General features: G+C 62.7%; 14 protein-coding genes, 2 tRNA genes, 3 rRNA genes and 4 pseudogenes. 11 read left to right on the top strand and 12 right to left on the bottom strand.

The genetic code is table 11. The features are described from left to right. Position 1 precedes the first annotated feature (1 nt). A complete protein-coding gene (locus ACQ858_RS01065; protein ID WP_431275034.1) occupies positions 2-1360 on the top strand; it encodes an FAD-binding oxidoreductase in 1359 nt (452 codons plus the stop codon). Here the strand turns inward: ACQ858_RS01065 and lnt are convergent. From lnt to ACQ858_RS01045, 4 genes and pseudogenes are all read right to left on the bottom strand, one after another. Continuing rightward, positions 1350-2929 (bottom strand): annotated as a pseudogene (gene lnt, locus ACQ858_RS01060) (apolipoprotein N-acyltransferase). The gene ACQ858_RS01065 and the pseudogene lnt sit on opposite strands and share 11 nt — an antisense overlap. Beyond that, positions 2926-3803, bottom strand: a pseudogene (locus ACQ858_RS01055) (HlyC/CorC family transporter). Before ACQ858_RS01055 ends, lnt begins: the two co-directional pseudogenes overlap by 4 nt. Before the next feature lie 53 nt (positions 3804-3856). Continuing rightward, entirely contained in the window at positions 3857-4582 is a 726-nt protein-coding gene (locus tag ACQ858_RS01050; RefSeq protein ID WP_431275033.1) for a GNAT family N-acetyltransferase, read from the bottom strand. A 115-nt stretch (positions 4583-4697) separates the two neighbouring features. Beyond that, complete coding sequence (locus ACQ858_RS01045; protein ID WP_431275032.1) at positions 4698-5171, bottom strand: Lrp/AsnC family transcriptional regulator; 474 nt, start codon at positions 5169-5171, stop codon at positions 4698-4700. A gap of 162 nt (positions 5172-5333) precedes the next feature. Here ACQ858_RS01045 and hppD point away from each other — a divergent pair, with 162 nt between their 5' ends. Genes hppD through phhA form a run of 3 tightly spaced genes read left to right on the top strand, consistent with a single transcriptional unit; the run spans position 5334 to position 8187 of the window. Further along, on the top strand, positions 5334-6461 hold the full coding sequence (gene hppD, locus ACQ858_RS01040) for a 4-hydroxyphenylpyruvate dioxygenase (RefSeq protein WP_431275031.1): 1128 nt from the start codon (positions 5334-5336) through the stop codon (positions 6459-6461). 27 nt (positions 6462-6488) lie between these two features. Next, positions 6489-7295, top strand: a complete 807-nt coding sequence (locus ACQ858_RS01035; protein ID WP_431275030.1) for a transporter substrate-binding domain-containing protein — start codon at positions 6489-6491, stop codon at positions 7293-7295. A gap of 19 nt (positions 7296-7314) precedes the next feature. Further along, positions 7315-8187, top strand: coding sequence for a phenylalanine 4-monooxygenase (phhA, locus tag ACQ858_RS01030; protein ID WP_431275029.1), 873 nt, complete (start codon positions 7315-7317; stop codon positions 8185-8187). Between the two features lie 8 nt (positions 8188-8195). On the opposite strand, the gene ACQ858_RS01025 is transcribed toward phhA, so the two are convergent. Both ACQ858_RS01025 and ACQ858_RS01020 read right to left on the bottom strand, forming a co-directional pair. Continuing rightward, complete coding sequence (locus ACQ858_RS01025) at positions 8196-8411, bottom strand: hypothetical protein (RefSeq protein WP_431276949.1); 216 nt, start codon at positions 8409-8411, stop codon at positions 8196-8198. A 53-nt stretch (positions 8412-8464) separates the two neighbouring features. Next, positions 8465-8875, bottom strand: a pseudogene (locus tag ACQ858_RS01020) (esterase/lipase family protein); the annotation flags it as partial. Positions 8876-9182: 307 nt separating this feature from the next. Here ACQ858_RS01020 and ACQ858_RS01015 point away from each other — a divergent pair. After that, the gene (locus ACQ858_RS01015) at positions 9183-10874 is read left to right on the top strand and encodes an AMP-binding protein (protein ID WP_431275028.1); all 1692 of its coding nucleotides are present in this window, start codon (positions 9183-9185) and stop codon (positions 10872-10874) included. Between the two features lie 131 nt (positions 10875-11005). On the opposite strand, the gene rrf is transcribed toward ACQ858_RS01015, so the two are convergent. The 5 genes from rrf to ACQ858_RS00990 form a co-directional block, all read right to left on the bottom strand. After that, positions 11006-11118, bottom strand: a 5S ribosomal RNA gene (gene rrf / locus ACQ858_RS01010). 117 nt (positions 11119-11235) lie between these two features. Continuing rightward, a 23S ribosomal RNA gene (locus ACQ858_RS01005) occupies positions 11236-14106 on the bottom strand. Between the two features lie 294 nt (positions 14107-14400). Beyond that, positions 14401-14476, bottom strand: a tRNA-Ala gene (locus ACQ858_RS01000). Positions 14477-14538: 62 nt separating this feature from the next. Then, positions 14539-14615, bottom strand: a tRNA-Ile gene (locus ACQ858_RS00995). 70 nt (positions 14616-14685) lie between these two features. Next, positions 14686-16220: ribosomal RNA gene (locus tag ACQ858_RS00990) — 16S ribosomal RNA — on the bottom strand. Together the 16S, 23S and 5S rRNA genes with 2 tRNA genes alongside form the textbook arrangement of a ribosomal RNA operon. Before the next feature lie 641 nt (positions 16221-16861). On the opposite strand from ACQ858_RS00990, the gene ACQ858_RS00985 reads away from it, so the two are divergent. Then, positions 16862-18757: an ATP-binding cassette domain-containing protein gene (locus tag ACQ858_RS00985; RefSeq protein WP_431275027.1), complete on the top strand. Its 1896-nt coding sequence runs from the start codon at positions 16862-16864 to the stop codon at positions 18755-18757. Positions 18758-18774: 17 nt separating this feature from the next. Here the strand turns inward: ACQ858_RS00985 and ACQ858_RS00980 are convergent, their stop codons facing one another. After that, a complete protein-coding gene (locus ACQ858_RS00980; RefSeq protein ID WP_431275026.1) occupies positions 18775-20202 on the bottom strand; it encodes a PLP-dependent aminotransferase family protein in 1428 nt (475 codons plus the stop codon). A gap of 101 nt (positions 20203-20303) precedes the next feature. Between ACQ858_RS00980 and ACQ858_RS00975 the strand changes: the two genes are divergently transcribed. From ACQ858_RS00975 to ACQ858_RS00955, 5 genes and pseudogenes are all read left to right on the top strand, one after another. Further along, on the top strand, positions 20304-20903 hold the full coding sequence (locus ACQ858_RS00975) for a LysE family translocator (RefSeq protein ID WP_431275025.1): 600 nt from the start codon (positions 20304-20306) through the stop codon (positions 20901-20903). Then, positions 20900-21832: a DMT family transporter gene (locus ACQ858_RS00970; protein ID WP_431275024.1), complete on the top strand. Its 933-nt coding sequence runs from the start codon at positions 20900-20902 to the stop codon at positions 21830-21832. The genes ACQ858_RS00975 and ACQ858_RS00970 overlap by 4 nt, the downstream gene beginning before the upstream one ends. A gap of 31 nt (positions 21833-21863) precedes the next feature. Further along, entirely contained in the window at positions 21864-23078 is a 1215-nt protein-coding gene (locus tag ACQ858_RS00965; protein WP_431275023.1) for a PLP-dependent aminotransferase family protein, read from the top strand. Between the two features lie 21 nt (positions 23079-23099). Continuing rightward, entirely contained in the window at positions 23100-23741 is a 642-nt protein-coding gene (locus ACQ858_RS00960) for a glutathione S-transferase family protein (RefSeq protein WP_431275022.1), read from the top strand. 5 nt (positions 23742-23746) lie between these two features. After that, positions 23747-24654, top strand: a pseudogene (locus ACQ858_RS00955) (PhzF family phenazine biosynthesis protein). Positions 24655-24767: the final 113 nt, after the last annotated feature.

The following is a 24767-nucleotide window of genomic DNA, read 5'->3' as shown; positions in this document are numbered from 1 at the left end:
GATGAACGCACCCGTTTCCCCGATCGAGCGGCTTCACCTCGAACTGCCCGAGCTCGACTGGATCACCGACCCGAGCCGCATCGCGCGGCTGTCGCAGGACTTCGCCTGGTTCAGCCCCGTGCTGGACCGGCAGCTCAAGGACAAGCGCGCCGATGCTGTCGTGCGTCCACGCACCGAAGAAGAGATTCGTGCGCTTGTGAGTGCCTGCGCGCGCATGAACGTGCCGATCACGATCCGCGGCAGCGGCACCGGCAACTACGGCCAGACGACGCCGCTGGCGGGTGGCGTGGTGCTCGACATGACCGGCTACAACGCGGTGCAGTGGGTGCGCCCCGGCGTGGCGCGCGCGCAGGCGGGCATCCGTCTCGGCGAGCTCGAGAAGCACGCCAAGGCCAGCGGACAGGAGCTGCGCTGCCTTCCTTCGACCTATCGCAGCGCAACGCTGGGCGGGCTGTTCGGCGGCGGCTTCGGCGGCGTGGGCTCGATCAACTACGGGCCGCTCGGAGCGCCGGGCAATGTGCTGGGACTGCGGGCGATGACGATCGAGCCCGAGCCGAAGATCGTCGAACTGCGTGGCGCCGAGGCATTGCGCATGCACCACCTGTGGGGCACGAACGGCCTGGTGCTGGAGCTCGAAGTGGCGCTGGCGCCCGCGCATCCGTGGCTCGAAAACCTCGTCGTCTTCGATGCCTTCGACAAGGCGCTCGGCTTCGGCAATGCGCTCGCGAACGCACCGGGCATCGTGAAGCGCGAGGTCGCGTTCCTGGCGAGCCCGGTGCCCGACCATCTCGCGCAACTCGCGCAATACCTGCCGAAGGGCTGCCATGCGGTGCTCTCGCTGGTCGATGAATCGTCCGAATCCACGATGCTCGAATTGATGCAGGCGCACGGCGGCACGATGAGCTACCGCAAGACGGCCGAGGAGGTGCGCAAGAGCAACCGCACGCTGATGGAGTTCACCTGGAACCACACGACGCTGCACGCGCTGAAGGTCGACAAGTCGCTGACCTATCTGCAGAGCAGCTTCGTGCCGGGGCGGCAGGTCGAGCAGATCACCGCGATGGAGAAGCTCTTCGCGGGCGAGATCCTGATGCACGCGGAGTTCCTGCGCAATCTCGATGGGCTCATCACCTGCAGCGCGCTGCAGCTGGTGCGCTTCACCACCGAAGAGCGGCTGGGCGAAATCATCCGCATGCACCGCGAGCATGGCGTGCGCATCAACAACCCGCACACCTTCATCGTCGAGGACGGCAAGGCCGGCGGCGCGCTGCCGCCGGAGATCATCGCGATGAAGAAGCGCTTCGACCCGCAGGGCCTGCTGAACCCCGGGAAGCTGCGCGACTGGCCGGTCAGCCGATGACGACGGTGGCCTGCACGCGCCGGCGGCGTTGCGTCCACACGGTGGCCGCCACGACGGCGAGTGCGAGCCCCCAGAGCGGCCACAGGCGCAAGCGCGAGACCCAGATGGCATAGGGCGTGAGGCCGGTGCGGCCTTCGACTTCGGCTTCGAGCACGCCGCGCGTGAGTTTCGGCAGCTGGTGCGTCACGCGGCCGCGGTGGTCGATGACCGCCGTCGCGCCGGTGTTCGTCGCGCGCACCATCGGGCGCTGGAATTCGAGCGCACGCATGCGCGAGATCGCGAGGTGCTGGTCGATCGCGACCGAATCGCCGAACCACGCGATGTTGCTCACGTTGAGCAGGATGGTCGGCGCATCGGATTCGCTCCGGAAGTTCGCGCCGATCTCGTCGCCGAAGAGATCCTCGTAGCAGATGTTCGGCGCAATGCGCTGGCCCTGCCGGCGAAGGGCGCTTGCGCGAGGCCACCGCTGTTGAAGTCGCCGAGCGGGATGTTCATCATCTCTGTGAACCAGCGGAACAGACCCGGGACGAATTCGCCGAACGGCACGAGGTGGTGCTTCTCGTAGCGATAGGGCTGCGACTCGCCGGGGCGGAAGCCCACCACCGCATTGCTGTAGCCGTTGCGGTCGCCGAGCGGCAGGCCCACGATCGCAGCCTGGTTGCCGCTCGTGTAGCGCGCGGCGATGGCTTCGAGGTAGCCGGGGGGCAACTGCGAAGGCAGCAGCGGCAAGGCAGTTTCCGGCGTGATGACCAGCGGCGCGGTGGCGGCGTGGAGCTGTTCGCCGTACCAGCGCAGCGCGGTCGCGATGCCGCCGCCGGGGATGAACTTCTCGTCCTGCGGAATATTGCCCTGCAGCAGCGCGATGCGCAGGTGGCCGTGCGATCGCGCGGTGTCGTCGGCAGGCGTGCCGCGCACGGCGATCAGCAACGCCGGCACGCACAGCAGGACCAGCGCGAGTCCCGCGTTGGCCGCGAAGGAGCGACCTCGGGCGCGGCGGAGGGCGATTGGCGCAAGCGCTGCGATGGCCGCCGCCACCGCGCCGATGCCGTAGACGCCGATCCACGGCGCATAGACGGCCAGCGGGCCATCGACGTGCGCATAGCCGCCGGCGCCCCAAGGAAAGCCGGTGAACCAGCTCCCGCGCACCAGCTCCGCGAGCGTCCACAACGCAGCGAAGAACGCAGCCGAGCCGAGGGCATTCGCAGGCGCAAAGGCCACGTAGAGGCCGCATGCGGCCGCGTAGTAGAGCGAGAGCGCCGCCGCCAGGGCGAAGACCGCGATCGCGGCCAGCGGTGCCGGAAGGCCGCCGTAGGTATGCATCGAGATGAAGAGCCACCAGAACGTGCCGCAGAGCCATGCCGTCGTGAAGATCCAGCCCCGGAACGCGCCGCTGCGCCATGCGCGCCCAGGGCCATCGGCGTTGCGAAGGCCATCGAGCTGCCAGATGAGCGCAGCCAGCGAAAGAAGCTGGAGCCACCACTGCGGCTGGCCGTTCCACGGCGCGGCGATGGCAGCCGCCTGGGCAAGCCCCGCGAGCCCGAAGCCCAGGGCGCGGACGAGCGCGTTCAAGCGGCGGCGGCGTCGCCGCGCGCCGGCGAGACCTTGAACCAGCGCACCGCTCCCCCTTGGTGTGCAGCACGACGAAATCGAAGCTGCCGATCGCATAGTGCTCGCCGCGCTTGGGCACGTGGCCCATCTCGTGCGCGATCAGGCCGCCGATGGTGTCGAACGCCTCGCCGTGGGCCTGGTCGTCGAAGTTGATGCCGAAGGCTTCGGCCACGCGCTCGATCGGGGTGTCGCCGGCGACGCGATAGGTGTGGTCGGCGAGGCCGAAGATGTCGCCCTCGTCCTCGGGGATGTCGAACTCATCCTCGATCTCGCCGACGATCTGCTCGAGCACGTCCTCGATGGTGATCAGGCCGGCCACGCGGCCGAACTCATCGATGACCACCGCGAGGTGATTGCGGTTGCCGCGGAATTCGCGAAGAAGATCGTTGAGTCCCTTGCTTTCGGGCACGAAGGTGGCTGGGCGCAACAGCGCGCGGATGTTCAGGCCCGGCGCACGCTGGAGCTTGAGGAGATCCTTCGCGAGAAGGATGCCGATGATGTTTTCCTTCTCGCCCTCGTAGACCGGGAAACGCGAGTGGGCCGTATCGATGACCAGGTTCAGCAGCGTGTCGTAGGGCTCGTCGATGTTGACGAGGTCCATGCGCGGGGCCGCCACCATCACATCCCCCGCGGTCATGTCGGCCATGCGAAGCACGCCCTCGAGCATCACGCGCGATTCGGCACCGATGACTTCGTTGTCTTCGGCGTCGGCGAGCGTCTCGATCAGCTCGTCGCGCGAATCCGGGCCAGGGTTGATGAATTCGGCGAGCTTCTGGAAGAAACTGCGCTTGTCTTCGCGTTCGGCGGGCGCGCGTTCAGGGTGAGGTTCGGCCACTGCAGGAGGGCGGAGTTGGGGAGGTAGAAGGATACACCCCCAGCCCCGCCCGCTTACTGGGCGGAACGATCGCGGGCGGCTCGGACACCGCTGCGGATGTCCTGCAGTTCGGCCAGGAAGGCCCAGAACTGCTTGGCGCGGGTCTTGAGCTGGTAGTCGACCTGGGCGAACTGCTCCAGCGCGATCTCGCTCATGCGACTGTCGAAAGTGGCGGCCGGGAGTTCGAGGTGCGCTTCGGATTCGGAGCCGCTGCGCACGACGGTCGCGCCGGCTTTGCGGGCGATCTTCAGCATGGCGGCGTTCTCGCTGAGCGCATGGATGAACAGCATGCCGACACCTTCGTTGCGGGCGACGACCACGGCGCGCTCGAACAGGCGGGCGCCATAGCCCCGTCCGCGCGCGTGTTCGGCGACGGAAACACCGAACTCGGCGCAATCCTGCTCCTGATCGGCAGGCGGGAAGGCCAGGTGGGCCATCGCGATCAGGTCGAGGCGACGGTTGTAGATGCCGAAGAGTTCGTCGCGGTCGAAATCGAGCCCGTCGACATAGCGCTGGATCTGCTCGTCGGAGGCGGCATAGCCGAAACGCAGATACCGGTCGTGGGGAGAAAGCGCAAGCAGGTGCTGCGCGATGCGATCGCGCTCGCGCGGTCCGATCGAGCGGATCGGAACCATCACAGGAGCGGGCGCGGCCGCCCGTGGTTGCGCCTCAATCATCGGCGCCTTCAGGAACGAGCCGACGCCGAGTGAGGCTTTGAGGAGGGCCTTGGCGGTAAGCATGACCCGAATATAAGGGTTTTCCCCTAGCCCTCAACGATGTGGGGTCGCTTTGGCGTCTCATTGGTGAACAAATACCAGACTGGGTTCAACGCGGCGTCGCTCTGTCGCATCCACGTTACACCGGGACGGCCGTCGTGGCCTTGACCCGGTCCAGCACGAAGCTGGTCTTGCAGTCCTCTACGCTGGGGTGCTTGAGCAGTGTGTCCATGATGAAGCGGCTGTAGTGGGCCATGTCGGCGACCACGACGCGCAGGAGGTAGTCCATCTCACCCGTGAGCGCCGCGCATTCGACCACCTCCGGCCAAGTTTGCACGCTGGCCCGGAACAGGTCCATGGGGTTTCTCTTGTGGCTCTCGGTGTTCTTTTCGAGCCGAACGTTGAGGTAGGCCGTCAGGCCCAGGCCCACCGATTCGGGCTTCACCAGGGCCACGTAGCGGTCGATGACGCGCGCTTCCTCCAGGCGCCTGACCCGCCGCAGCACGGCACTCGCGGAGAGGCTGACCTCTTCGGCCAGCTGATCGTAGGTGGCACGCCCATCGGCCTGCAGGCTGCGCAAAATATGTCGATCGATCTTGTCCAGTGCGTCCATAGGATGGATTGTGCAACTTTCCTGCGTAAATCGCTTTCCACGGGCCCGATAACGCCGAAATCGTGATCGCCAGCGCTTTTACAGTTGCAAACGGACGTCGCAAGCCCTGCGGCGTGAAACTGAAATCCCTCCCCGAAACCACCCCACCCCGGAGACAGCGCCATGAGCAGCACCGACACCCCAGCCTTCACGCCTTGGGAGAACCCGATGGGCACCGACGGCTTCGAATTCATCGAGTACGCCGCACCCGACCCTGCCGCGATGGGCAAAGTCTTCGAGCAGATGGGCTTCCGGGCCATCGCGAAGCACCGCCACAAGAACGTGCTGCTCTATCGCCAGGGCACGATCAACTTCATCATCAACTCCGAGCCCGATTCGTTCGCGCAGCGCTTCGCCCGCCAGCACGGCCCGAGCATCTGTGCGATCGCGTTCCGGGTGCAGGACGCGAAGGCCGCCTACGAGCGCGCGATCTCGCTCGGCGCCTGGGGCTTCGCACCCGGCGCCGGCCCCGGCGAGCTGAACATTCCGGCGATCAAGGGCATCGGCGACAGCCTGATCTATTTCGTGGATCGCTGGCGCGGCAAGAACGGCGCGCAGCCCGGCGACATCGGCAACATCGGCTTCTACGACGTGGACTTCGAGGCGCTGCCGGGCCTCTCGGCCATCGAGGCGCTCGCGCCCCAAGGCCATGGCCTGACCTACATCGACCACCTGACCCACAACGTGCACCGTGGTCGCCTGAAGGAATGGGCGGACTTCTACGAGCGCCTGTTCAACTTCCGCGAGATCCGCTACTTCGACATCGAAGGCCAGGTCACGGGCGTGAAGAGCAAGGCCATGACCAGCCCGTGCGGCAAGATCCGCATCCCGATCAACGAAGAGGGCAACGAGAAGGCGGGCCAGATCCAGGAATACCTGGACAACTACCACGGCGAGGGCATCCAGCACATCGCGCTGGGCTCGCGCGACCTCAAGCACTCGGTGGACGCGCTGCGCGCTTCGGGCGTCAAGCTGCTGGACACGATCGACACCTACTACGAGCTGATCGACAAGCGCATCCCGGGCCACGGCGAAGACGTGAGCGAGCTGAAGAGGCGCAAGATCCTCGTCGACGGCAAGAAGGGCGCGCTGCTGCTGCAGATCTTCAGCGAGAACCAGCTCGGCCCGATCTTCTTCGAGTTCATCCAGCGCAAGGGCGACGAGGGCTTCGGCGAAGGCAACTTCAAGGCGCTGTTCGAGAGCATCGAGCTCGACCAGATGCGCCGCGGGGTACTGGCCGCCGCACAATAAAGCGCCATTCATCTCCAGGAGCTCCGCATGCGTCTCGCGACTTCGCTTCGTTCATCTCTTTCCGTGGTGGCTGTGGCGTTGACGTTGGGCGGATGCGCGATGCCCACGCAGCAGGGTGCTTCGGCGACGGCTTCGCGTCTCGATGCGGTCCAGAAGACCGGGGTGCTCCGCGTCTGCACGCCGGGCGACTACCGGCCCTTCAGCTTCCAGAAGACCGATGCAAGCTACGAGGGCATCGACATCGACCTGATGTCCGCCTTCGGCGCCAGCCTGGGCGCGAAGCCCGAATGGGTCAAGACGACCTGGGCCAACCTGCTGCCGGACCTTGCCGCCGGCAAGTGCGACATCGCGGTCGGCGGCGTTTCGGTGACGACCGACCGGCAGAAGCGCGCATTCTTCAGCGCGCCGTACATGGTCAACGGCAAGACACCGATCGCTCGCTGTGCGGACGTTTCCAAGTACCAGACCGTGGAGCAGATCGACAAGCCCGAGGTGCGCGTGATCTTCAATCCCGGCGGCAGCAACGAGCGCTTCGCGCGCGCGAACTTCAAGCGCGCCAGGCTCACGCTGCACGGCGAGAACCTGACCATCTTCGACGAGATCCTCGCGAACCGCGCCGATGTCTTCGTCACCGAATCGGCCGAAGCGATCACGCAGCAGAAGCTCAAGCCGGGCCTGTGCGCCATCAACCCCGACAAGCCGCTGCAGTACGGCGAGATGGCGTGGATGCTGCCGCGCGACGATGTGGCCTTCAAGGCGTATGTCGATCAGTGGCTGCATCTGTCGCAGGCGAGCGGCGACTTCCAGCGCACGATGGATCGCTGGCTCAAGTAATCACCCGTTGGACGCTGTCATGGACGCCCCCTCCGCAGTCACGCCGGCCGTCTACGGCGAATCGGATCGCCCGCCCCGGGGCGACTATTCGCGTGGAGGCGCCGTCCTGGCGGACTACACCTGCCCGCAGGACTGGGCCAGCTATACGCCGGCCGACCATGACACGTACCGGCGGCTGTACGAAAGGCAGGCCGCGCAGCTTCCGGGGCGGGCCTGCGATGCGTTCATCACCTCGCTGCCGCTGCTCGGGGCCAAGGATCGCATTCCGCGATTCGAGGAAATCAACGAGCGACTCTACAAGGCCACGCGGTGGGAGATCGTCGCGGTGCCGGGGCTGATTCCGGAACTGCCGTTTTTCACGCTGCTCGCCAACCGCAAGTTCCCGGTCACCGACTGGATCCGCAAGCCGGAGGAATTCGACTACATCGTCGAACCCGACGTGTTCCACGACCTGTTCGGCCACGTGCCGATGCTGTTCGATCCGACGTTCGCCGACTACGTGCAGCGCTATGGCCAGGGCGGCATCAAGGCGCACGAACTCGGGGCGGGAGAGAAGCTCGCGCGGCTCTACTGGTACACCGTCGAATTCGGGCTGATTCGCCAGCCGGACGGCCTGCGCGCCTACGGCGCAGGCATCCTGAGCTCGGTCGGCGAACTGCAGCACGCGGTGCGCAGCCAGGAGCCGCGCCGGCTGCCGCTCGAGCTGATGCGCGCCATGCGATCGCGCTACAAGATCGACAGCTACCAGACCACCTATTTCGTGATCGACAGCTTCGCCCAGCTCTTCGAGATGACGGCACCGGACTTCACGCCGCTTTATGCGGCGCTCGCAAAGCAACCCGACATTGAAGCCGGGGCGCTGCTGCCCGGCGAAGTCCAGATCGTGATCTGAGCGTTTGCTCAGTCGAGCAGGGCGAGCGTTTCTCGCCTGAGCCGCTCGTCGAAGGCCATTTCGACGTGGCCCTGGCCCGGGATCAAGCGGTTGTCCGCACCGGGCAACGTGGCCACCGACGGCGGGAACACGATGTTGTCGCTGTTCGAATGCCAGCAGGTGAAGGGGACATTCCGGGCGCTGGCCTGCTCGCATTCGATCTTCTGGAGCCACTCGCCGCCCATTCGCATTTCCCTGCCGTTCGCCGTGCGGCCGAATCGCGCGAGCCGGTGCCCTTGTGCGGCGTGGCGATCGTGACGATTCGGTGCACGCGCGAGCCGTCGCCATCGCGCAGCCACGCCCTCGCGGCAAGTCCACCCATGCTGTGGCAGATGAGAAGCGGCGGCCGGCCGGTCGCTCCGGTCACGCGCAGGATCGCGTCATCGATGGTGCGAACGTAGTTGTCGATGGAGCCGAAGGGCGGCTCCAGGTTGACCGCGACGAAGGTCCGCCCGCTCGCACTAAGCTCGCGCAACCAAGGGTTCCAAAAGCCACGGTTGCCGACGAAACCGTGAACCAGCACGGCCCCTCGGCGATCGTCAGCCTGTAGTCGGTCGGGAAATGATGCCCACCGAAATGGCTGCTGCCAGCTGAAGACGCGCGGCGCGGCACAGCACTCGGCGAGCCACGCGCGGAAGTATTGCGTCATGCTCGCGCGAGGTATCGGGTCTTTCGCGCCAACGCGATAGCTTGCGATGAACTCGATCGCCAGAAACGCCGCGTGCCCGAAAAGCACCACGCAAAGGCCGCTCAGCGCGATGGCCGGCGAGGGCCTCCACCAGTAGATCACCCAAAGGATTGCGATCAAGAGTGAACCCAACACCAACCATCGTTGCAGCCGCGCAATCATGGGCGCAACTATCGCACGCGCGCCGGGGCGTTCATTTCCCTCTTAGGACAAGCCCCGTGGCAGCGGGCGGGAACAGCCTTCGACAATCCGCGCCAAAGGAGATCACATGCAAACCGCCGCACGACTGAACTATCCCCCGGGTGTCCCGCACGAAGTGCATCCCGAGCAGTACCGCAATCTGGGGCAACTTTTCGGAGAATCCTTCACGCGTTATGCAGCGCGGCCATTTTCGGTCTGCATGGAAAGGTGGATGTCCTACGGGGAGCTCGACACGCTTTCGCAAGCCATGGGGGCGTGGCTTCAGGGACGCGGCCTCGAGCCGGGCGCGCGCGTGGCCATCATGCTTCCGAACATCCCGCAGTTTCCGGTGACGATGTGCGGCGTCTTGCGCGCGGGCTACACCTGCGTCAACGTGAATCCCCTGTACACCCCGCGCGAATTGGAGCATCAACTCAAGGACTCGGGCGCCACGGCGATCGTGATTCTCGAGAACTTCGCAGCGACGCTCGAGCAGGTCATTGACCGCACCGCCATCCGGCATGTCGTCGTGGCATCGATGGGCGACCTTCTGCGTGGTCTCTATGGAACCTGGATCACGCTGGCTGTCCGGCATCTCGCCAAGATGGTCCCCGCGTACAAGCTGCCGCTGGACAAGGGGCGAACGGTGACTCCGTTCTCCAAGGCAATCGAAGAAGGCCGCGGACGCTCGCTGGCTTCGGACCCGGGCACGCTCGATTCGATCGCCTTCCTGCAGTACACGGGCGGCACGACGGGGCTCTCGAAAGGCGCGGTCCTCACCCACCGAAACATCATCGCGGCGATGCTCCAGGTAGAGGCCTGGTTCACCCCGGCACTTTCACGCGCCGGCGATCTTTCGAAGGTCAACAGCATTGCTGCGCTGCCGCTCTATCACATCTTCGCTCTGACGCTTTGTCTGCTCGCCGTCCGGCAAGGTTCACATCTCACGCTGATCCCCAATCCGCGGGATTTCGACAAATTCATTGCCGTCCTCAAGCGGCGCCCCTTTCACATGCTGCCGGCCGTCAACACCTTGTTCAACGCCTTGCTGGTGCATCCGTCGTTCAAGACGGTGGACTTCTCCTCGCTCTTCGTTTCACAGGCGGGAGGCATGGCGGCGTCGGAGGGCACTGCGCGCAAATGGTTTGAAGTGACCGGGTGCCCCATGATCGAAGGATGGGGCATGAGCGAGACCTGTGCGATCGGCACCAACAACCCGGTCTCCAACACCCAGTTCACGGGCACGATCGGCCTCCCTCTGCCAAGCATCGAGATCGCGATCAAGGACGATGAAGGGCGTTCGCTTCCGCCCGGCGAAGCGGGAGAACTTTGCATCAAGGGGCCCAATGTCATGGCCGGCTACTACAACCAGCCCGCGGAGACCGCGGCGGCGTTCACGGCCGATGGCTTCATGCGCACGGGCGATATCGCCGTGATGCAGACAGATGGCTACAGCCGTATCGTGGATCGGAAGAAGGACATGATCCTGGTCAGCGGCTTCAACGTCTTTCCCAACGAGCTCGAGAACGTGATCTCTCTGTGTCCTGGCGTCATCGAATGCGCCGCAGTGGGTGTCGCCGATGAAAAGCAGGGGGAAGCTATCAAGGTATTCGTGGTTCGCAAGGACGCCTCAGTGACCGAAGAGATGGTCATGCGCTATTGCCACGATCAACTGACCGGCTACAAACGGCCGAAACACATCGAATTTCGGGAATCACTGCCGAAGACCAATGTCGGCAAGATCTTGCGCAGGGAACTGCGGGCGGCTGCACACCAGTGATCGCGGCGAAAAAGGCGGTCGATCGATGCCGCCTTCCCATTGCAGTGGCTGGGAATCGGGAGATGGGACTCCGGGGACCCAAAAAGCAAAAAGCCCAGCCTTGTGGGGCTGGGCTTTTTGGGGCTGTAAGAGCCTGACGATGACCTACTTTCACACGGGAACCCGCACTATCATCGGCGCTGAGGCGTTTCACTGTCCTGTTCGGGATGGGAAGGAGTGGGACCACCTCGCTATGGTCATCAGGCATAAAGGGTTGTCGTGCTGGTTTTTGGTCAGCACAACGAATTCATAGAGTTTGGAATCAGTTTTGTTTGATTGCGTCAACTTGGCATAACACCTTGATCTGACAGATCAAAGTTATAGGGTCAAGCCGCACGAGCAATTAGTATCGGTTAGCTTAACGCATTACTGCGCTTCCACACCCGACCTATCAACGTCCTGGTCTTGAACGACTCTTCAGGGGGCTCAAGGCCCCGGCAGATCTCATCTTGAAACGAGTTTCCCGCTTAGATGCTTTCAGCGGTTATCTCTTCCACACTTAGCTACTCGGCAATGCCACTGGCGTGACAACCGATACACCAGAGGTGTGTCCACTCCGGTCCTCTCGTACTAGGAGCAGGCTTCCTCAAATCTGCAGCGCCCACGGAAGATAGGGACCAAACTGTCTCACGACGTTTTAAACCCAGCTCACGTACCTCTTTAAATGGCGAACAGCCATACCCTTGGGACCGGCTACAGCCCCAGGATGAGATGAGCCGACATCGAGGTGCCAAACACCGCCGTCGATATGAACTCTTGGGCGGTATCAGCCTGTTATCCCCAGAGTACCTTTTATCCGTTGAGCGATGGCCCTTCCATACAGAACCACCGGATCACTATGTCCTGCTTTCGCATCTGCTCGACTTGTCAGTCTCGCAGTTAAGCACGCTTATGCCATTGCACTATCGTCACGATGTCCGACCGTAACTAGCGTACCTTCGAACTCCTCCGTTACGCTTTGGGAGGAGACCGCCCCAGTCAAACTGCCTACCATGCACTGTCCCCGATCCAGATGATGGACCTAGGTTAGAACCTCAAACACACCAGGGTGGTATTTCAACGTTGGCTCCACAAGATCTAGCGACCCTGCTTCAAAGCCTCCCACCTATCCTACACAGATCTGTTCAAAGTCCAATACAAAGCTACAGTAAAGGTTCATGGGGTCTTTCCGTCTTTCCGCGGGGAGATTGCATCATCACAAACATTTCAACTTCGCTGAGTCTCAGGAGGAGACAGTGTGGCCATCGTTACGCCATTCGTGCAGGTCGGAACTTACCCGACAAGGAATTTCGCTACCTTAGGACCGTTATAGTTACGGCCGCCGTTTACTGGGACTTCAATCAAGAGCTTGCACCCCATCATTTAATCTTCCAGCACCGGGCAGGCGTCACACCCTATACGTCCACTTTCGTGTTTGCAGAGTGCTGTGTTTTTAATAAACAGTCGCAGCCACCGATTTCTTGCAACCCTTTCATGCTCCGTTGTTCACTTCACACTAATAGGGCACACCTTCTCCCGAAGTTACGGTGTCAATTTGCCGAGTTCCTTCTCCTGAGTTCTCTCAAGCGCCTTAGAATACTCATCTCGCGCACCAGTGTCGGTTTGCGGTACGGTCGTCAATAGCTGAAGCTTAGTGGCTTTTCCTGGAACCTCGTTCAGTCACTTCACCAGCAAGCTGGCTCGATCATGGGCCTCGGTATATGTACGCCGGATTTGCCTAACGCACGCCTACTTCCCACTAAACCGGGATATCCAACACCCGGATGACCTATTAAGATCCGTCCCCACATCGCACTATTGATCGGTACAGGAATATTGACCTGTTTCCCATCAGCTACGCATCTCTGCCTCGCCTTAGGGGCCGACTCACTCTACGCCGATGAACGTTGCGTAGAAAACCTTGCGCTTACGGCGAGGGGGCTTTTCACCCCCTTTAACGCTACTCATGTCAGCATTCGCACTTCTGATACCTCCAGCACGCTTTACAACGCACCTTCACAGGCTTACAGAACGCTCTCCTACCACTTGCAATAAATTGCAAATCCGCAGCTTCGGTAACTGGCTTAGCCCCGTTACATCTTCCGCGCAGGACGACTCGATCAGTGAGCTATTACGCTTTCTTTAAATGATGGCTGCTTCTAAGCCAACATCCTGACTGTTTTAGCCTTCCCACTTCGTTTCCCACTTAGCCAATTTTAGGGACCTTAGCTGGCGGTCTGGGTTGTTTCCCTCTTGAGTCCGGACGTTAGCACCCGGTGCTCTGTCTCCCAAGCTGTACTCTTCGGTATTCGGAGTTTGCCTTGGTTTGGTAAGTCGCCATGACCCCCTAGCCAAAACAGTGCTCTACCCCCGAAGGTAATACTTGAGGCACTACCTAAATAGTTTTCGGAGAGAACCAGCTATTTCCAAGTTTGTTTAGCCTTTCACCCCTATCCACAGCTCATCCGCTAGTTTTGCAACACTAGTCGGTTCGGACCTCCAGTACCTGTTACGGCACCTTCATCCTGGCCATGGATAGATCACTTGGTTTCGGGTCTACACCCAGCGACTGGACGCCCTATTCGGACTCGATTTCTCTACGGCTTCCCTATTCGGTTAACCTTGCCACTGAATGTAAGTCGCTGACCCATTATACAAAAGGTACGCCGTCACCCTTGCGGGCTCCGACTTTTTGTAAGCATGCGGTTTCAGGATCTATTTCACTCCCCTCCCGGGGTTCTTTTCGCCTTTCCCTCACGGTACTAGTTCACTATCGGTCGATGATGAGTATTTAGCCTTGGAGGATGGTCCCCCCATCTTCAGACAGGATTTCTCGTGTCCCGCCCTACTTTTCGTCAGCTCAGTACCACACAAGTCTTTTCACATACGGGGCTATCACCCACTATGGCCAGCCTTTCCAAGCTGTTCTGTTAAGTCTTGTGCTATCACTGACAGGCTCTTCCGATTTCGCTCGCCACTACTTTCGGAATCTCGGTTGATGTCTTTTCCTCGAGCTACTGAGATGTTTCAGTTCACCCGGTTCGCCTCGCACCCCTATGTATTCAGAGTGCGATACCTTTCGGTGGGTTTCCCCATTCGGAAATCTCCGGATCAAAGCTAATTTGCCAGCTCCCCGAAGCTTATCGCAGGCTACCACGTCCTTCGTCGCCTATCATCGCCAAGGCATCCACCACATGCTCTTATTCACTTGACCCTATAACTTTGACGTTTCTTCACAGAAACCAAAGTCAATCAAGGAATGACCAGGTCTTTCACCTGGCGCGTTATGCCGTCTTCAGACTTCGAGTTTCCTCGAAATTGAAGTTCATTTGACGCAATCAAAAATTCAAGTTGCTGACGGCACGGTGAGCCATGACGCTCTTTCCGCCAGCAACGCTGATTCGACTCTATGAATTTTTAAAGAACAGCCGATTGATCGAGAGATCTCGATCAACAACAAAAATGCCTCTTGCAAAGCATCTTTGGTGTTGATGAATTCTTGTTGGAATGGTGGAGGATGACGGGATCGAACCGACGACCCCCTGCTTGCAAAGCAGGTGCTCTCCCAGCTGAGCTAATCCCCCAGGCCCCGTGAGCACCGCCACCGCGACACACACAACCATTGGAACGAACCATTGGAAGAATTTGGTGGGTCTAGTTGGGCTCGAACCAACGACCCCCGCCTTATCAAGACGGTGCTCTAACCAGCTGAGCTACAGACCCATGTCGATGGAATCGACTTCATCCAACAACCGATAAGTGTGGGCGTTCAATTTGAACAGCTTGTTTCCAGAAAGGAGGTGATCCAGCCGCACCTTCCGATACGGCTACCTTGTTACGACTTCACCCCAGTCACGAACCCTGCCGTGGTAATCGCCCTCCTTGCGGTTAGGCTAACTACTTCTGGCAGAACCCGCTCCCATGGTGTGACGGGCGGTGTGTACAAGACCCGGGAACGTATTCACCGTGACATTCTGATCCACGATTACTAGCGATTCCGACTTCACGCAGTCGAGTTGCAGACTGCGATCCGGACTACGACTGGTTTTATGGGATTAGCTCCCCCTCGCGGGTTGGCAACCCTTTGTACCAGCCATTGTATGACGTGTGTAGCCCCACCTATAAGGGCCATGAGGACTTGACGTCATCCCCACCTTCCTCCGGTTTGTCACCGGCAGTCTCATTAGAGTGCCCAACTAAATGTAGCAACTAATGACAAGGGTTGCGCTCGTTGCGGGACTTAACCCAACATCTCACGACACGAGCTGACGACAGCCATGCAGCACCTGTGTTACGGTTCTCTTTCGAGCACTAAGCCATCTCTGGCAAATTCCGTACATGTCAAAGGTGGGTAAGGTTTTTCGCGTTGCATCGAATTAAACCACATCATCCACCGCTTGTGCGGGTCCCCGTCAATTCCTTTGAGTTTCAACCTTGCGGCCGTACTCCCCAGGCGGTCAACTTCACGCGTTAGCTTCGTTACTGAGTCAGTGAAGACCCAACAACCAGTTGACATCGTTTAGGGCGTGGACTACCAGGGTATCTAATCCTGTTTGCTCCCCACGCTTTCGTGCATGAGCGTCAGTGCAGGCCCAGGGGATTGCCTTCGCCATCGGTGTTCCTCCGCATATCTACGCATTTCACTGCTACACGCGGAATTCCATCCCCCTCTGCCGCACTCCAGCGATGCAGTCACAGATGCAGTTCCCAGGTTGAGCCCGGGGATTTCACAACTGTCTTACATCACCGCCTGCGCACGCTTTACGCCCAGTAATTCCGATTAACGCTTGCACCCTACGTATTACCGCGGCTGCTGGCACGTAGTTAGCCGGTGCTTATTCTTACGGTACCGTCATGAGCCCTCTTTATTAGAAAAGACCTTTTCGTTCCGTACAAAAGCAGTTTACAACCCGAAGGCCTTCATCCTGCACGCGGCATGGCTGGATCAGGCTTGCGCCCATTGTCCAAAATTCCCCACTGCTGCCTCCCGTAGGAGTCTGGGCCGTGTCTCAGTCCCAGTGTGGCTGGTCGTCCTCTCAGACCAGCTACAGATCGTCGGCTTGGTGAGCCTTTACCCCACCAACTACCTAATCTGCCATCGGCCGCTCCATTCGCGCAAGGCCTTGCGGTCCCCTGCTTTCATCCGTAGATCGTATGCGGTATTAGCACAGCTTTCGCTGCGTTATCCCCCACGATTGGGCACGTTCCGATGTATTACTCACCCGTTCGCCACTCGCCGCCAGGATTGCTCCCGCGCTGCCGTTCGACTTGCATGTGTAAGGCATGCCGCCAGCGTTCAATCTGAGCCAGGATCAAACTCTATAGTTCGATCTTGAAGTTTTTGCTCGATCTCTCGAGCAACTCATAAAAACGGAATTGAAGTGAACTTCACTTCTATTCTCATGAGCGTTTAAAAGTCCGAAGACTTCGTTCCGAAGAACTTGGCCATTCGCCTCAAACGCCCACGCTTATCGGCTGTATATTTTTAAGGATCCAAACGCTCAACATCTTCTGTCTTACGTCTTGCTTGCTGCGATCAGCGAAGCCCTCTACTATAACACGCTTTTCGAAGATCAGAAAAAACTTTTTAAAAATCTTTTCTCTTCTTCCCTCCGCCCAACTCATCACATCCCGAAGAACCTGATTCGCTGCCGTGTTTGGCGGAGCCTTTGATTATGACAGGGTTTTTAATATCCAGTCAACCTCTAGGGTCTTTGCGTCTTCAACTTCTCTTGCGAGTCGCTGATTCAGCGGAGCCTGCGATTATGACCTATTTTTCAACAGACCGTCAACACATCGGCTCTTTCCTCTTTCCAGCCCCTCTTTCGAGTTCCTTTCGAGATCTCTTCGAAAGGGGCCCTGAATCGCTTGCGCGCCTTCAGTCGAGCCAGTGAGTATATGCCATTTTTGCCGACTGCCAATCGGCATTGCCACCAGCGTGTTGGACCCGATCGGATAATCCGGGACACATGGCACTCATCACCCTCCTCGACGCGCAACTGGCGTTCGGTCACGTCCCGCTGCTGGATCATGCGGATTTCTCCCTCATCGAGTCCGAACGGATTGGCTTGATAGGAAGGAACGGCGCCGGCAAGTCGTCGCTCCTGAAGATACTCGCGGGGATGGAGAAGCCCGACGATGGGACGCTCCAGGTGCAGCAGGGGCTCCGGGTCACGTACGTCGCCCAGGAACCCTCGCTTGACATGGATGCGGACGTCTTCACGGCGGCCAGTGCGGGTCTCAGACATGTCATTGCGCTTCGGGATCAGTATCTGTCGGCCGCGCCCGGCGTGGATCTCGACGCCCTCCAGTCGCAGATCGAGGCATTCGATGCATGGAACTGGGAACAGCGCGTCGAGGAAACGCTTCATCGCTTGCACCTGGACGGGTCGGCGCGTGTCGGTGCCCTGTCCGGCGGAACCCGCAAGCGGGTGGCACTGGCTCAGGCGCTGGTTGCCACCCCGGACGTTCTCCTCCTCGACGAGCCGACCAACCACCTCGACCTCGACTCCATCGAATGGCTCGAGCAGTTGCTTGTCGACTTCAAGGGCAGCGTGGTGACGATCACGCACGACCGGAGCTTCCTCAATCGCGTCGCGACCCGGATCGTGGAGCTGGACCGCGGCAAGCTCACCTCGTACCCCGGGAACTTCGAGCAATACCTCTTGCAGAAACAGGAGCAGCTCGCACAGGAAGCGATCGTGAACGCCAAGGCCGACAAGCTGCTCGCCCAGGAGGAGGTCTGGATACGCAAGGGCGTGGAGGCCCGCCGCACGCGCAGCCAGAGCCGCATCAACCGCCTCGTGGAACTGCGCGCCAACCGGGCGGCGCGGCGCGAGGCGCTGGGCAGCGTGAGCATGGATGTCGCTTCCGGTCAGTCCAGCGGCAAGATCGTCGCGGAATTGACCGGCGTATCCAAGTCCTTCGGCGACAAGACCATCGTCCGGAACTTCACGAGCACGATCCTGCGCGGCGACAAGGTGGGACTCGTCGGGCCCAACGGGGCCGGCAAGACGACCCTGCTGAAGCTGATCCTCGGTGAACTCGAACCCGATAGCGGCACGATCCGCCGCGGGACCAATCTGCAGGTCGCGTACTTCGACCAGATGCGCAACGCACTCAATCTGGATGCGACGCTCGAAGACTTCATCAGCCCCGGGAGCGAGTGGATCGAGATCGGCACCCAGCGCAAGCACGTCAAGAGCTACCTCGCGGACTTCCTGTTCTCGCCGGCACGGGCGCATTCGCCGGTGCGATCCCTGAGCGGTGGCGAGCGCAACCGCCTGCTTCTCGCGCGACTGTTCGCGCGCCCCGCCAACGTGCTGGTGCTCGACGAACCCACCAATGACCTCGATATCGACACGCTCGAGCTGCTCGAGGACCTGCTGCAGAACTACGACGGGACGGTGTTCCTGGTCAGCCACGACCGCACCTTCCTCGATAACGTGGTGACGAGCACGATCGCGTACGAGGGCGATGGCCGCTGGCGCGAATATGAAGGCGGCGTCCAGGACTGGCTCACCCAATCCAAACGCGCACGCGAGATCGCGGAGCAGCGCGCGATCGCCCCGGCGCCCGCGCCTGTCGCGCCGCCACCAGCCGCGCCCGCGCCGCAGCGTGGCAGCGCCAAGAGAAAGCTTGGCTACAAGGAGCAGCGCGAGCTCGAAATGCTTCCCTCCCGGATTGCCGAACTGGAGGACGAGCAGAAGCAGATCGCCGAGATCCTCGAGAAGGACGGCGGCGCGATCTACGGAACCGATGCCTCCCGCGCGGCGGAACTCGGCGAGCGCCACGCCAGGATCGAGGAGGAATTGCTCGCCGCACTCGAGCGCTGGGAAGAACTCGGCTCCGTCGGGCAGGGGTAGCGGCGTCTTCGTCCGACTCAAGGCTGATCGCGCACGCGCGCGAACACCTTCCAGAACGTTGCATCCTGCGCGGTCGCGAAATTGATCCGCATCAGGGTGGTCGGCGGCCGTCGCGCATGGAACAGGGAGCCCGGTGCGATGAGGTAGCCCTCGTCGAGCATGCGTTGCGTCAGGGCGTCCGTATCGACACCGGTGTCGACCCAGCCGAACAGGCCGGCGGGCTCCGCCGCCAGCTTGCAGCCGGCATGCAACGCCAACTTGACCGTGCGTCCGCGCGCGCCGTCGAGCCGCAGTCGAATGCGCTCGGCATGGCGGCGCAGCTGCCCCTGGTCGATGCACCAGGCCAGCGCACGCTCGAACAGCGAAGGCGTGGTCAGGGTCGCGATCAGCTTGGTCTCCAGAAAGCGCCCGACCAGTTCCGGCGAAGCGGCAAGGAAACCGATGCGCCAGTTCGGCGCGAGGATCTTGGCGAAGCCGCTCACGTAGACGGTGCGCCGCAGGCCATCGAGCGAGCTCAGCCGCGTCGCATGTTCGGGCGCAAGATGGCTGTAGGTGTCGTCCTCGACGATGTGGAAGTCGTACTTGTTCGCAAGCTGCAGCACCCGGTGCGCACTGCCCGGCGACAGGCTGTAGCCGGTCGGGTTGTGCAGCACGCTGACGCTCACGAAGAGCTTCGGCCGGTGGCCTTCGCCGGCATTGCAGTAGCGCTCCATCACTTCGAGGTCGGGGCCGTCGGCATTCCGCGGCACGGGGAGGATGCGCATGCCGAGCGCTTCGAGTCGCGCGAATTCGAGCGCCCATCCCGGCTCCTCGACCATCACCGGATCGCCGGGCCGCAGCAGGGTGCGGCTGACGATGTCGAGCGCGTGCGTGGCCCCGACGGTCGTCACGATCTGGTCGGGACCGGCCGGGACATTGATGCGCGCCAGCTTGGCGGAGAGGCTGCGCCTGAGACCGCTGTCGCCGGCCGGTTCGCCGTACTGCAGCGAGAACTCCTGCAATGCCTTGGTGCCGGTCACGCGCCGGACCGCCGCGGGCATGAACGTCGATTCGAGCCAGTCGGGCGGAAACACGCCCATTCCCGGCTGCGGCTTGTCGCTCGGACGGTGGAACATGCCGCGAATCAGTGTGCTGGCGTCGGCCGCGACGACCGGCAGGGGCGCCGGATGGGTGACGAAGCCCATGCTCATCGCCGCCGGGCCGCCATTGACCGTCGCGGCATCGCGCACGTAAAAGCCTTTCTGTCGCCGCGCCTCGACCAAGCCCTGGGCAAGCAGCTGGTCGTAGGCCGCAACCACCGTATGGGGACTTACGCCCTGCTGCTTCGCACACTCGCGCACGGAGGGCAGGCGGGCGCCGGGGGCGAGCAAGCGATTGCGAATCCGCTCGGCAAACCGGTCCGCGAGCTGGCCGGTGAGCGACTGGGAGGAAGTTCGTGTCAGCATAGCTGTCTGTTTCTGTGCCGATCGGTGAACCAATACAGACCGGCTTCTTGTTCGACCAACTGTACTGTTACTGTAATGGTCCAAAGTTTAAAGTGCGTCCTATGAACTGGCAAGAATTCACCGCGCTGCTGGTGCTGGCCACGGCGATGAGTTTCTCGCCAGGGCCGAACACGACGCTCTCCACCGCACTGGCTGCGAACGGCGGGCTGCCGCGCGCGATGCGCTTCGTGATTGCGGTTCCCGTGGGCTGGACGCTGCTGCTCATGCTGTGCGCGGCCGGCATCGGCGCCCTGGTGGTGGCGGTTCCGTCGCTGCGCTGGGCCATCAAGGCGTTCGGCATCGTCTACTTGCTCTGGCTCGCATGGAAGCTCAGTCGCAGCGCGTCACTCGGCCAGGCGGACGGCGCTCGCCTCAGTGTCGGATTCACACAGGGCGTGCTGCTGCAGTTCCTCAACATCAAGGCCTGGCTGCTGGCGCTGACCCTGGTGGCCGGCTGGATCGCCGGGCAGCCGGATGCGATGAGCCGTCTTGCGATCGTGGCGCCTGTGATGCTGGTCTACGCGTTCGTCAGCAACCTGACCTACGCAGTCGCTGGCGCGTTGCTTCGCGAATGGCTCGCGCAGGGACGCCGGCTGGTATGGTTCAACCGCTTCATGGGCGCCGTGCTGGTTCTCACTGCATGGTGGATGCTGGGCGTATGAAGAAGATCCGGGACGAAACGCTCGGCATGTGGCTCGGCGTGCTCGGCGTGGCCTTTTTCGCGGTCACGCTGCCGATGACACGGCTCGCCACCGGAACACAGGCCGATCCGCAGCTCTCGCCGTGGTTCGTGACGCTGGGTCGCGCGGCGCTCGCTGGCGTGCTGTCGGCGATCTTCCTCGTCGTCACGCGCGCGCCGCGGCCTCGGCCGCACCACTGGCGGCCACTGGGCATGGCAGTGCTGGGAAACGCCATCGGCTATCCGCTGCTGCTGGCCTATGCGCTGCGCGTCGTCAGCGCGAGCCATGCTGCGGTCATCACCGCGCTGCTGCCGCTGGTCACGGCGGCATGCGCTGCATGGGTGCTGCACCAGCGCGCGCGGCTGGGATTCTGGCTTTGCGCCGTGGCCGGCAGCGTGCTCGTGGTCGTGTTCTCGCTGCTGCGCGCTTCGGGCCACGGCGCGGGCTTCGGTTTCGAGTGGGCGGACCTGCTCCTGGTCGGCGCGGTCTTCGCAGCCTCGCTGGGCTACATCTACGGCGCGCAGGTCACGCCGGCGCTCGGCGCGGAGCGCGTGATCTGCTGGGTGTGCGTCCTCGCGCTGCCGGTCACGCTGCCGGGCACGATCCTGCTCTGGCCAGGGCAGGCGGTGGCTACCTCGGCATGGGTCGGCTTCGTCTATGTCGGGGTGTTCTCGATGTGGGTGGGCTTCTTCGCCTGGTATCGCGGCCTCGCGATCGGCGGCGCTCTTCGCGTGAGCCAGACGCAACTGCTGCAACCCTTTCTTTCCATCCTCGCCGCCATGCCATTGTTGGGCGAGCCCCTCGATATCGTTACGCTCGGCTTCGCGGCCGCCGTCGTCGCCACCGTGATCGCCGGCAAGCGGCTTTCACGACCCGCCACGCCTGCCGCACTGGTCCCGGCTTCGCGATAGCGATTCACACCTACCTTCAAGGAGTCAAAACATGCAATGGAAACTCGCCGCACGGGCCGAAAAGATGAATCCTTCGGTGATCCGTGAAATCCTCAAGGTCACCGAACGCCCCGGCATCATCAGCCTGGCCGGCGGCCTGCCTTCGCCGAAGACCTTCCCGATTTCCGCCTTCGCCGAAGCCTGCGCGAACGTGCTGCACAAGGACGGCCAGGCCGCGCTGCAATACGCCGCCAGCGAAGGCTACGGCCCGCTGCGCGAAGCGGTGAGCCAGATGCTGCCCTGGAAGGTGGACCCGGCGCAGGTGCTGATCACGACCGGTTCGCAGCAGGGCCTGGACCTGATCGCCAAGGTGCTGCTCGACCCGGGCAGCCGCGTGCTGGTCGAAACGCCAACCTACCTCGGCGCGCTGCAGGCCTTCTCGCCGATGGAGCCCGAGCCGGTCAGCGTCGCGAGCGACGACGAGGGCGTGCTGGTGGACGATCTGGTCGCCAAGTCGAAGGACGCGCGCTTCATCTACCTGCTGCCGAACTTCCAGAACCCGACCGGCCGCACGATGACCGAGGAGCGCCGCGCTGCCGTGTCCGACGCGGCCGCCAAGGCCGGCCTGCCGATCGTCGAAGACAACCCTTACGGCGAACTCTGGTTCGACGAGGCGCCGCCGCTGCCGCTCACCGCGCGCAATCCGGAAGGCTGCATCTACCTCGGCTCGTTCTCGAAGGTGCTGGCGCCCGGCCTGCGGCTCGGCTTTCTCGTGGCGCCGAAGGCCATCTTCCCCAAGCTGCTGCAAGCCAAGCAGGCGGCCGATCTGCATACGCCGAGCTTCAACCAGCGCATGGTTTCCGAGGTCATGAAGGATGGCTTCCTGAAGAAGCACGTGCCGACGATCCGCGCGCTCTACAAGCGCCAGCGCGATGTGATGCTGACGGCGCTCACGCGCGAAATGAAGGGCCTGCAGGTCGAGTTCAACAAGCCGAACGGCGGCATGTTCCTCTGGCTGCGCCTGCCGCCGGGCGTGGATGCGGTCGCGCTGCTGCCCAAGGCGGTCGAGCGGGGCGTGGCCTTCGTTCCGGGCCTTCCGTTCTACGCCGGCGCGGGTGATCCGCGCACGCTGCGTCTGTCCTTCGTGACCGCCAGCGACGAGGAGATCGACACCGCCATCGCCGCACTGGCGGACGCGATCCGCGAACAGCTCGCGCACAGCGCAGCGGCCGAAGTGGAGCGGCAGATGGCCGCCAACCCGGGCTGAGGCCACTCCGAAAGACCCGACATGCTCAACATCTGGGGACGCATCAGCTCCATCAACGTGCGCAAGGTCGTCTGGTGCGCGCAGGAACTCGGACTCGACTTCCAGCGCACGGAAGCGGGCGGCAAGTTCGGCGTGGTCCAGACACCCGAATACCTCGGGATGAATCCGAATGCGATGGTGCCGGTCATCGACGACGGCGAGGGCGAGGACCGGGTCGTGCTCTGGGAATCGAACGTCATCGTGCGCTACCTGTGCGCGAAGCATTCGATGGGACGGCTCTACCCGGAACGGCTGGCTGAACGCTTCGACGCGGAGCGCTGGATGGACTGGCAGCAGACCACGCTGAACCCGGTAAGCGGCGGCGCCTTCAAGCAATGGGTCCGGACCCCGGCCGCGCAGCGCGAGCCCGAGGTGATCGCCCGTTCGGTGAACGCCACGGAACCGCTCTTCGCCCTGCTCGACGCCCACCTCGCCACCCGCACCTTCCTGCTGGGCGACCGCTTCACGATGGCCGACATCCCGGTCGGCTGCGAAGCGCATCGCTGGTTCGGGCTGCCGCAGACCGAATACACGCGGCCCTCGTGGCCGAACGTCGAGCGCTGGTTCGCCGACCTGCGCACGCGTACCGGCGCGCGCGGCGTTCTCGATCTCCCCCTGGAATGACCCCGATGAAGATCCGTCCCTTCAAGCAAGTCGACGTTTTCACCTCGACACCGTATTTCGGCAACCCCTCGCCGTCGTGCTCGACGGCACCGGGCTCGACGACGCGACGATGCAGCGCTTCGCGGCATGGACGCATTTGTCCGAAACCACCTTCCTGCTGCCGCCGTCCGACCCCTCGGCCGACTACCGCGTGCGCATCTTCACGCCGGGCGGCGAGCTGCCCTTCGCCGGCCATCCGACGCTGGGCAGTTGCCACGCCCGGCTCGAGGCCGGCGGCAAGCCGAAGGCTGGCCATCTCATCGTGCAGCAGTGCGCGAAGGGCCCGGTGCCGATCCGGCGCGAAGGCGAGCGACTGGCGTTCGCCGCGCCCGCGCTGCGTCGCAGCGCGCCCAGCCCGACCCTGCTGGCGAAGGTGGCGGGGGCACTCGGCATCAAGGCACAGCAGATCGTCGCGGCGCAATTGCTGGACAACGGCCCGGTCTGGCTCGGGCTGCTGCTGAACGACGCCGACACCGTGCTCGCGCTCGCGCCCGATCACCGCGCGCTGGCGGAACTCGCCCAGAAAGTCGGCGTCGCCGGGCTGTATCCGGCAAGCGCTTCGTCGCCGTTGATCACGCGCTCGAACCGCGAGGCCCGCGCCTTCCCGCGCGCGGAGGAAGCGCTTGCGCCAGCCATCGAGGTGCGTGCCTTTGCCGCTCCCATCGGCGTGGAGGAAGACCCGGTCACCGGCAGTTTCAACGCGAGCCTTGCCGAATGGCTGATCGCCGAGGGCCACATGCCGGACCACTACGTCGCGTCGCAGGGGCAGGTGCTGGGCCGCGACGGACGCGTGCACGTCACGCGCGACGGCGACCGGCAGGTCTGGGTCGGCGGGGACTCGGTCACCTGCATCGACGGGCAGGTCGCGCTCTAGCTTGGCCGGCCATGAGCCGCCGGGCCGCCCCAAGGCAAATCCCGAAGCGCCGTTGCGCGAGGGCAGTCCAATGAGCCCCCGCCCGACCGTTCCGAAGGGGGCTCGCACCGCAG

It is taken from the genome of Variovorax ureilyticus, from assembly GCF_050632185.1.
In the GTDB taxonomy this organism is placed as follows: Bacteria; Pseudomonadota; Gammaproteobacteria; order Burkholderiales; family Burkholderiaceae_C; genus Variovorax; species Variovorax ureilyticus_A.
This window is presented reverse-complemented; position numbering and strand designations above follow the sequence as displayed.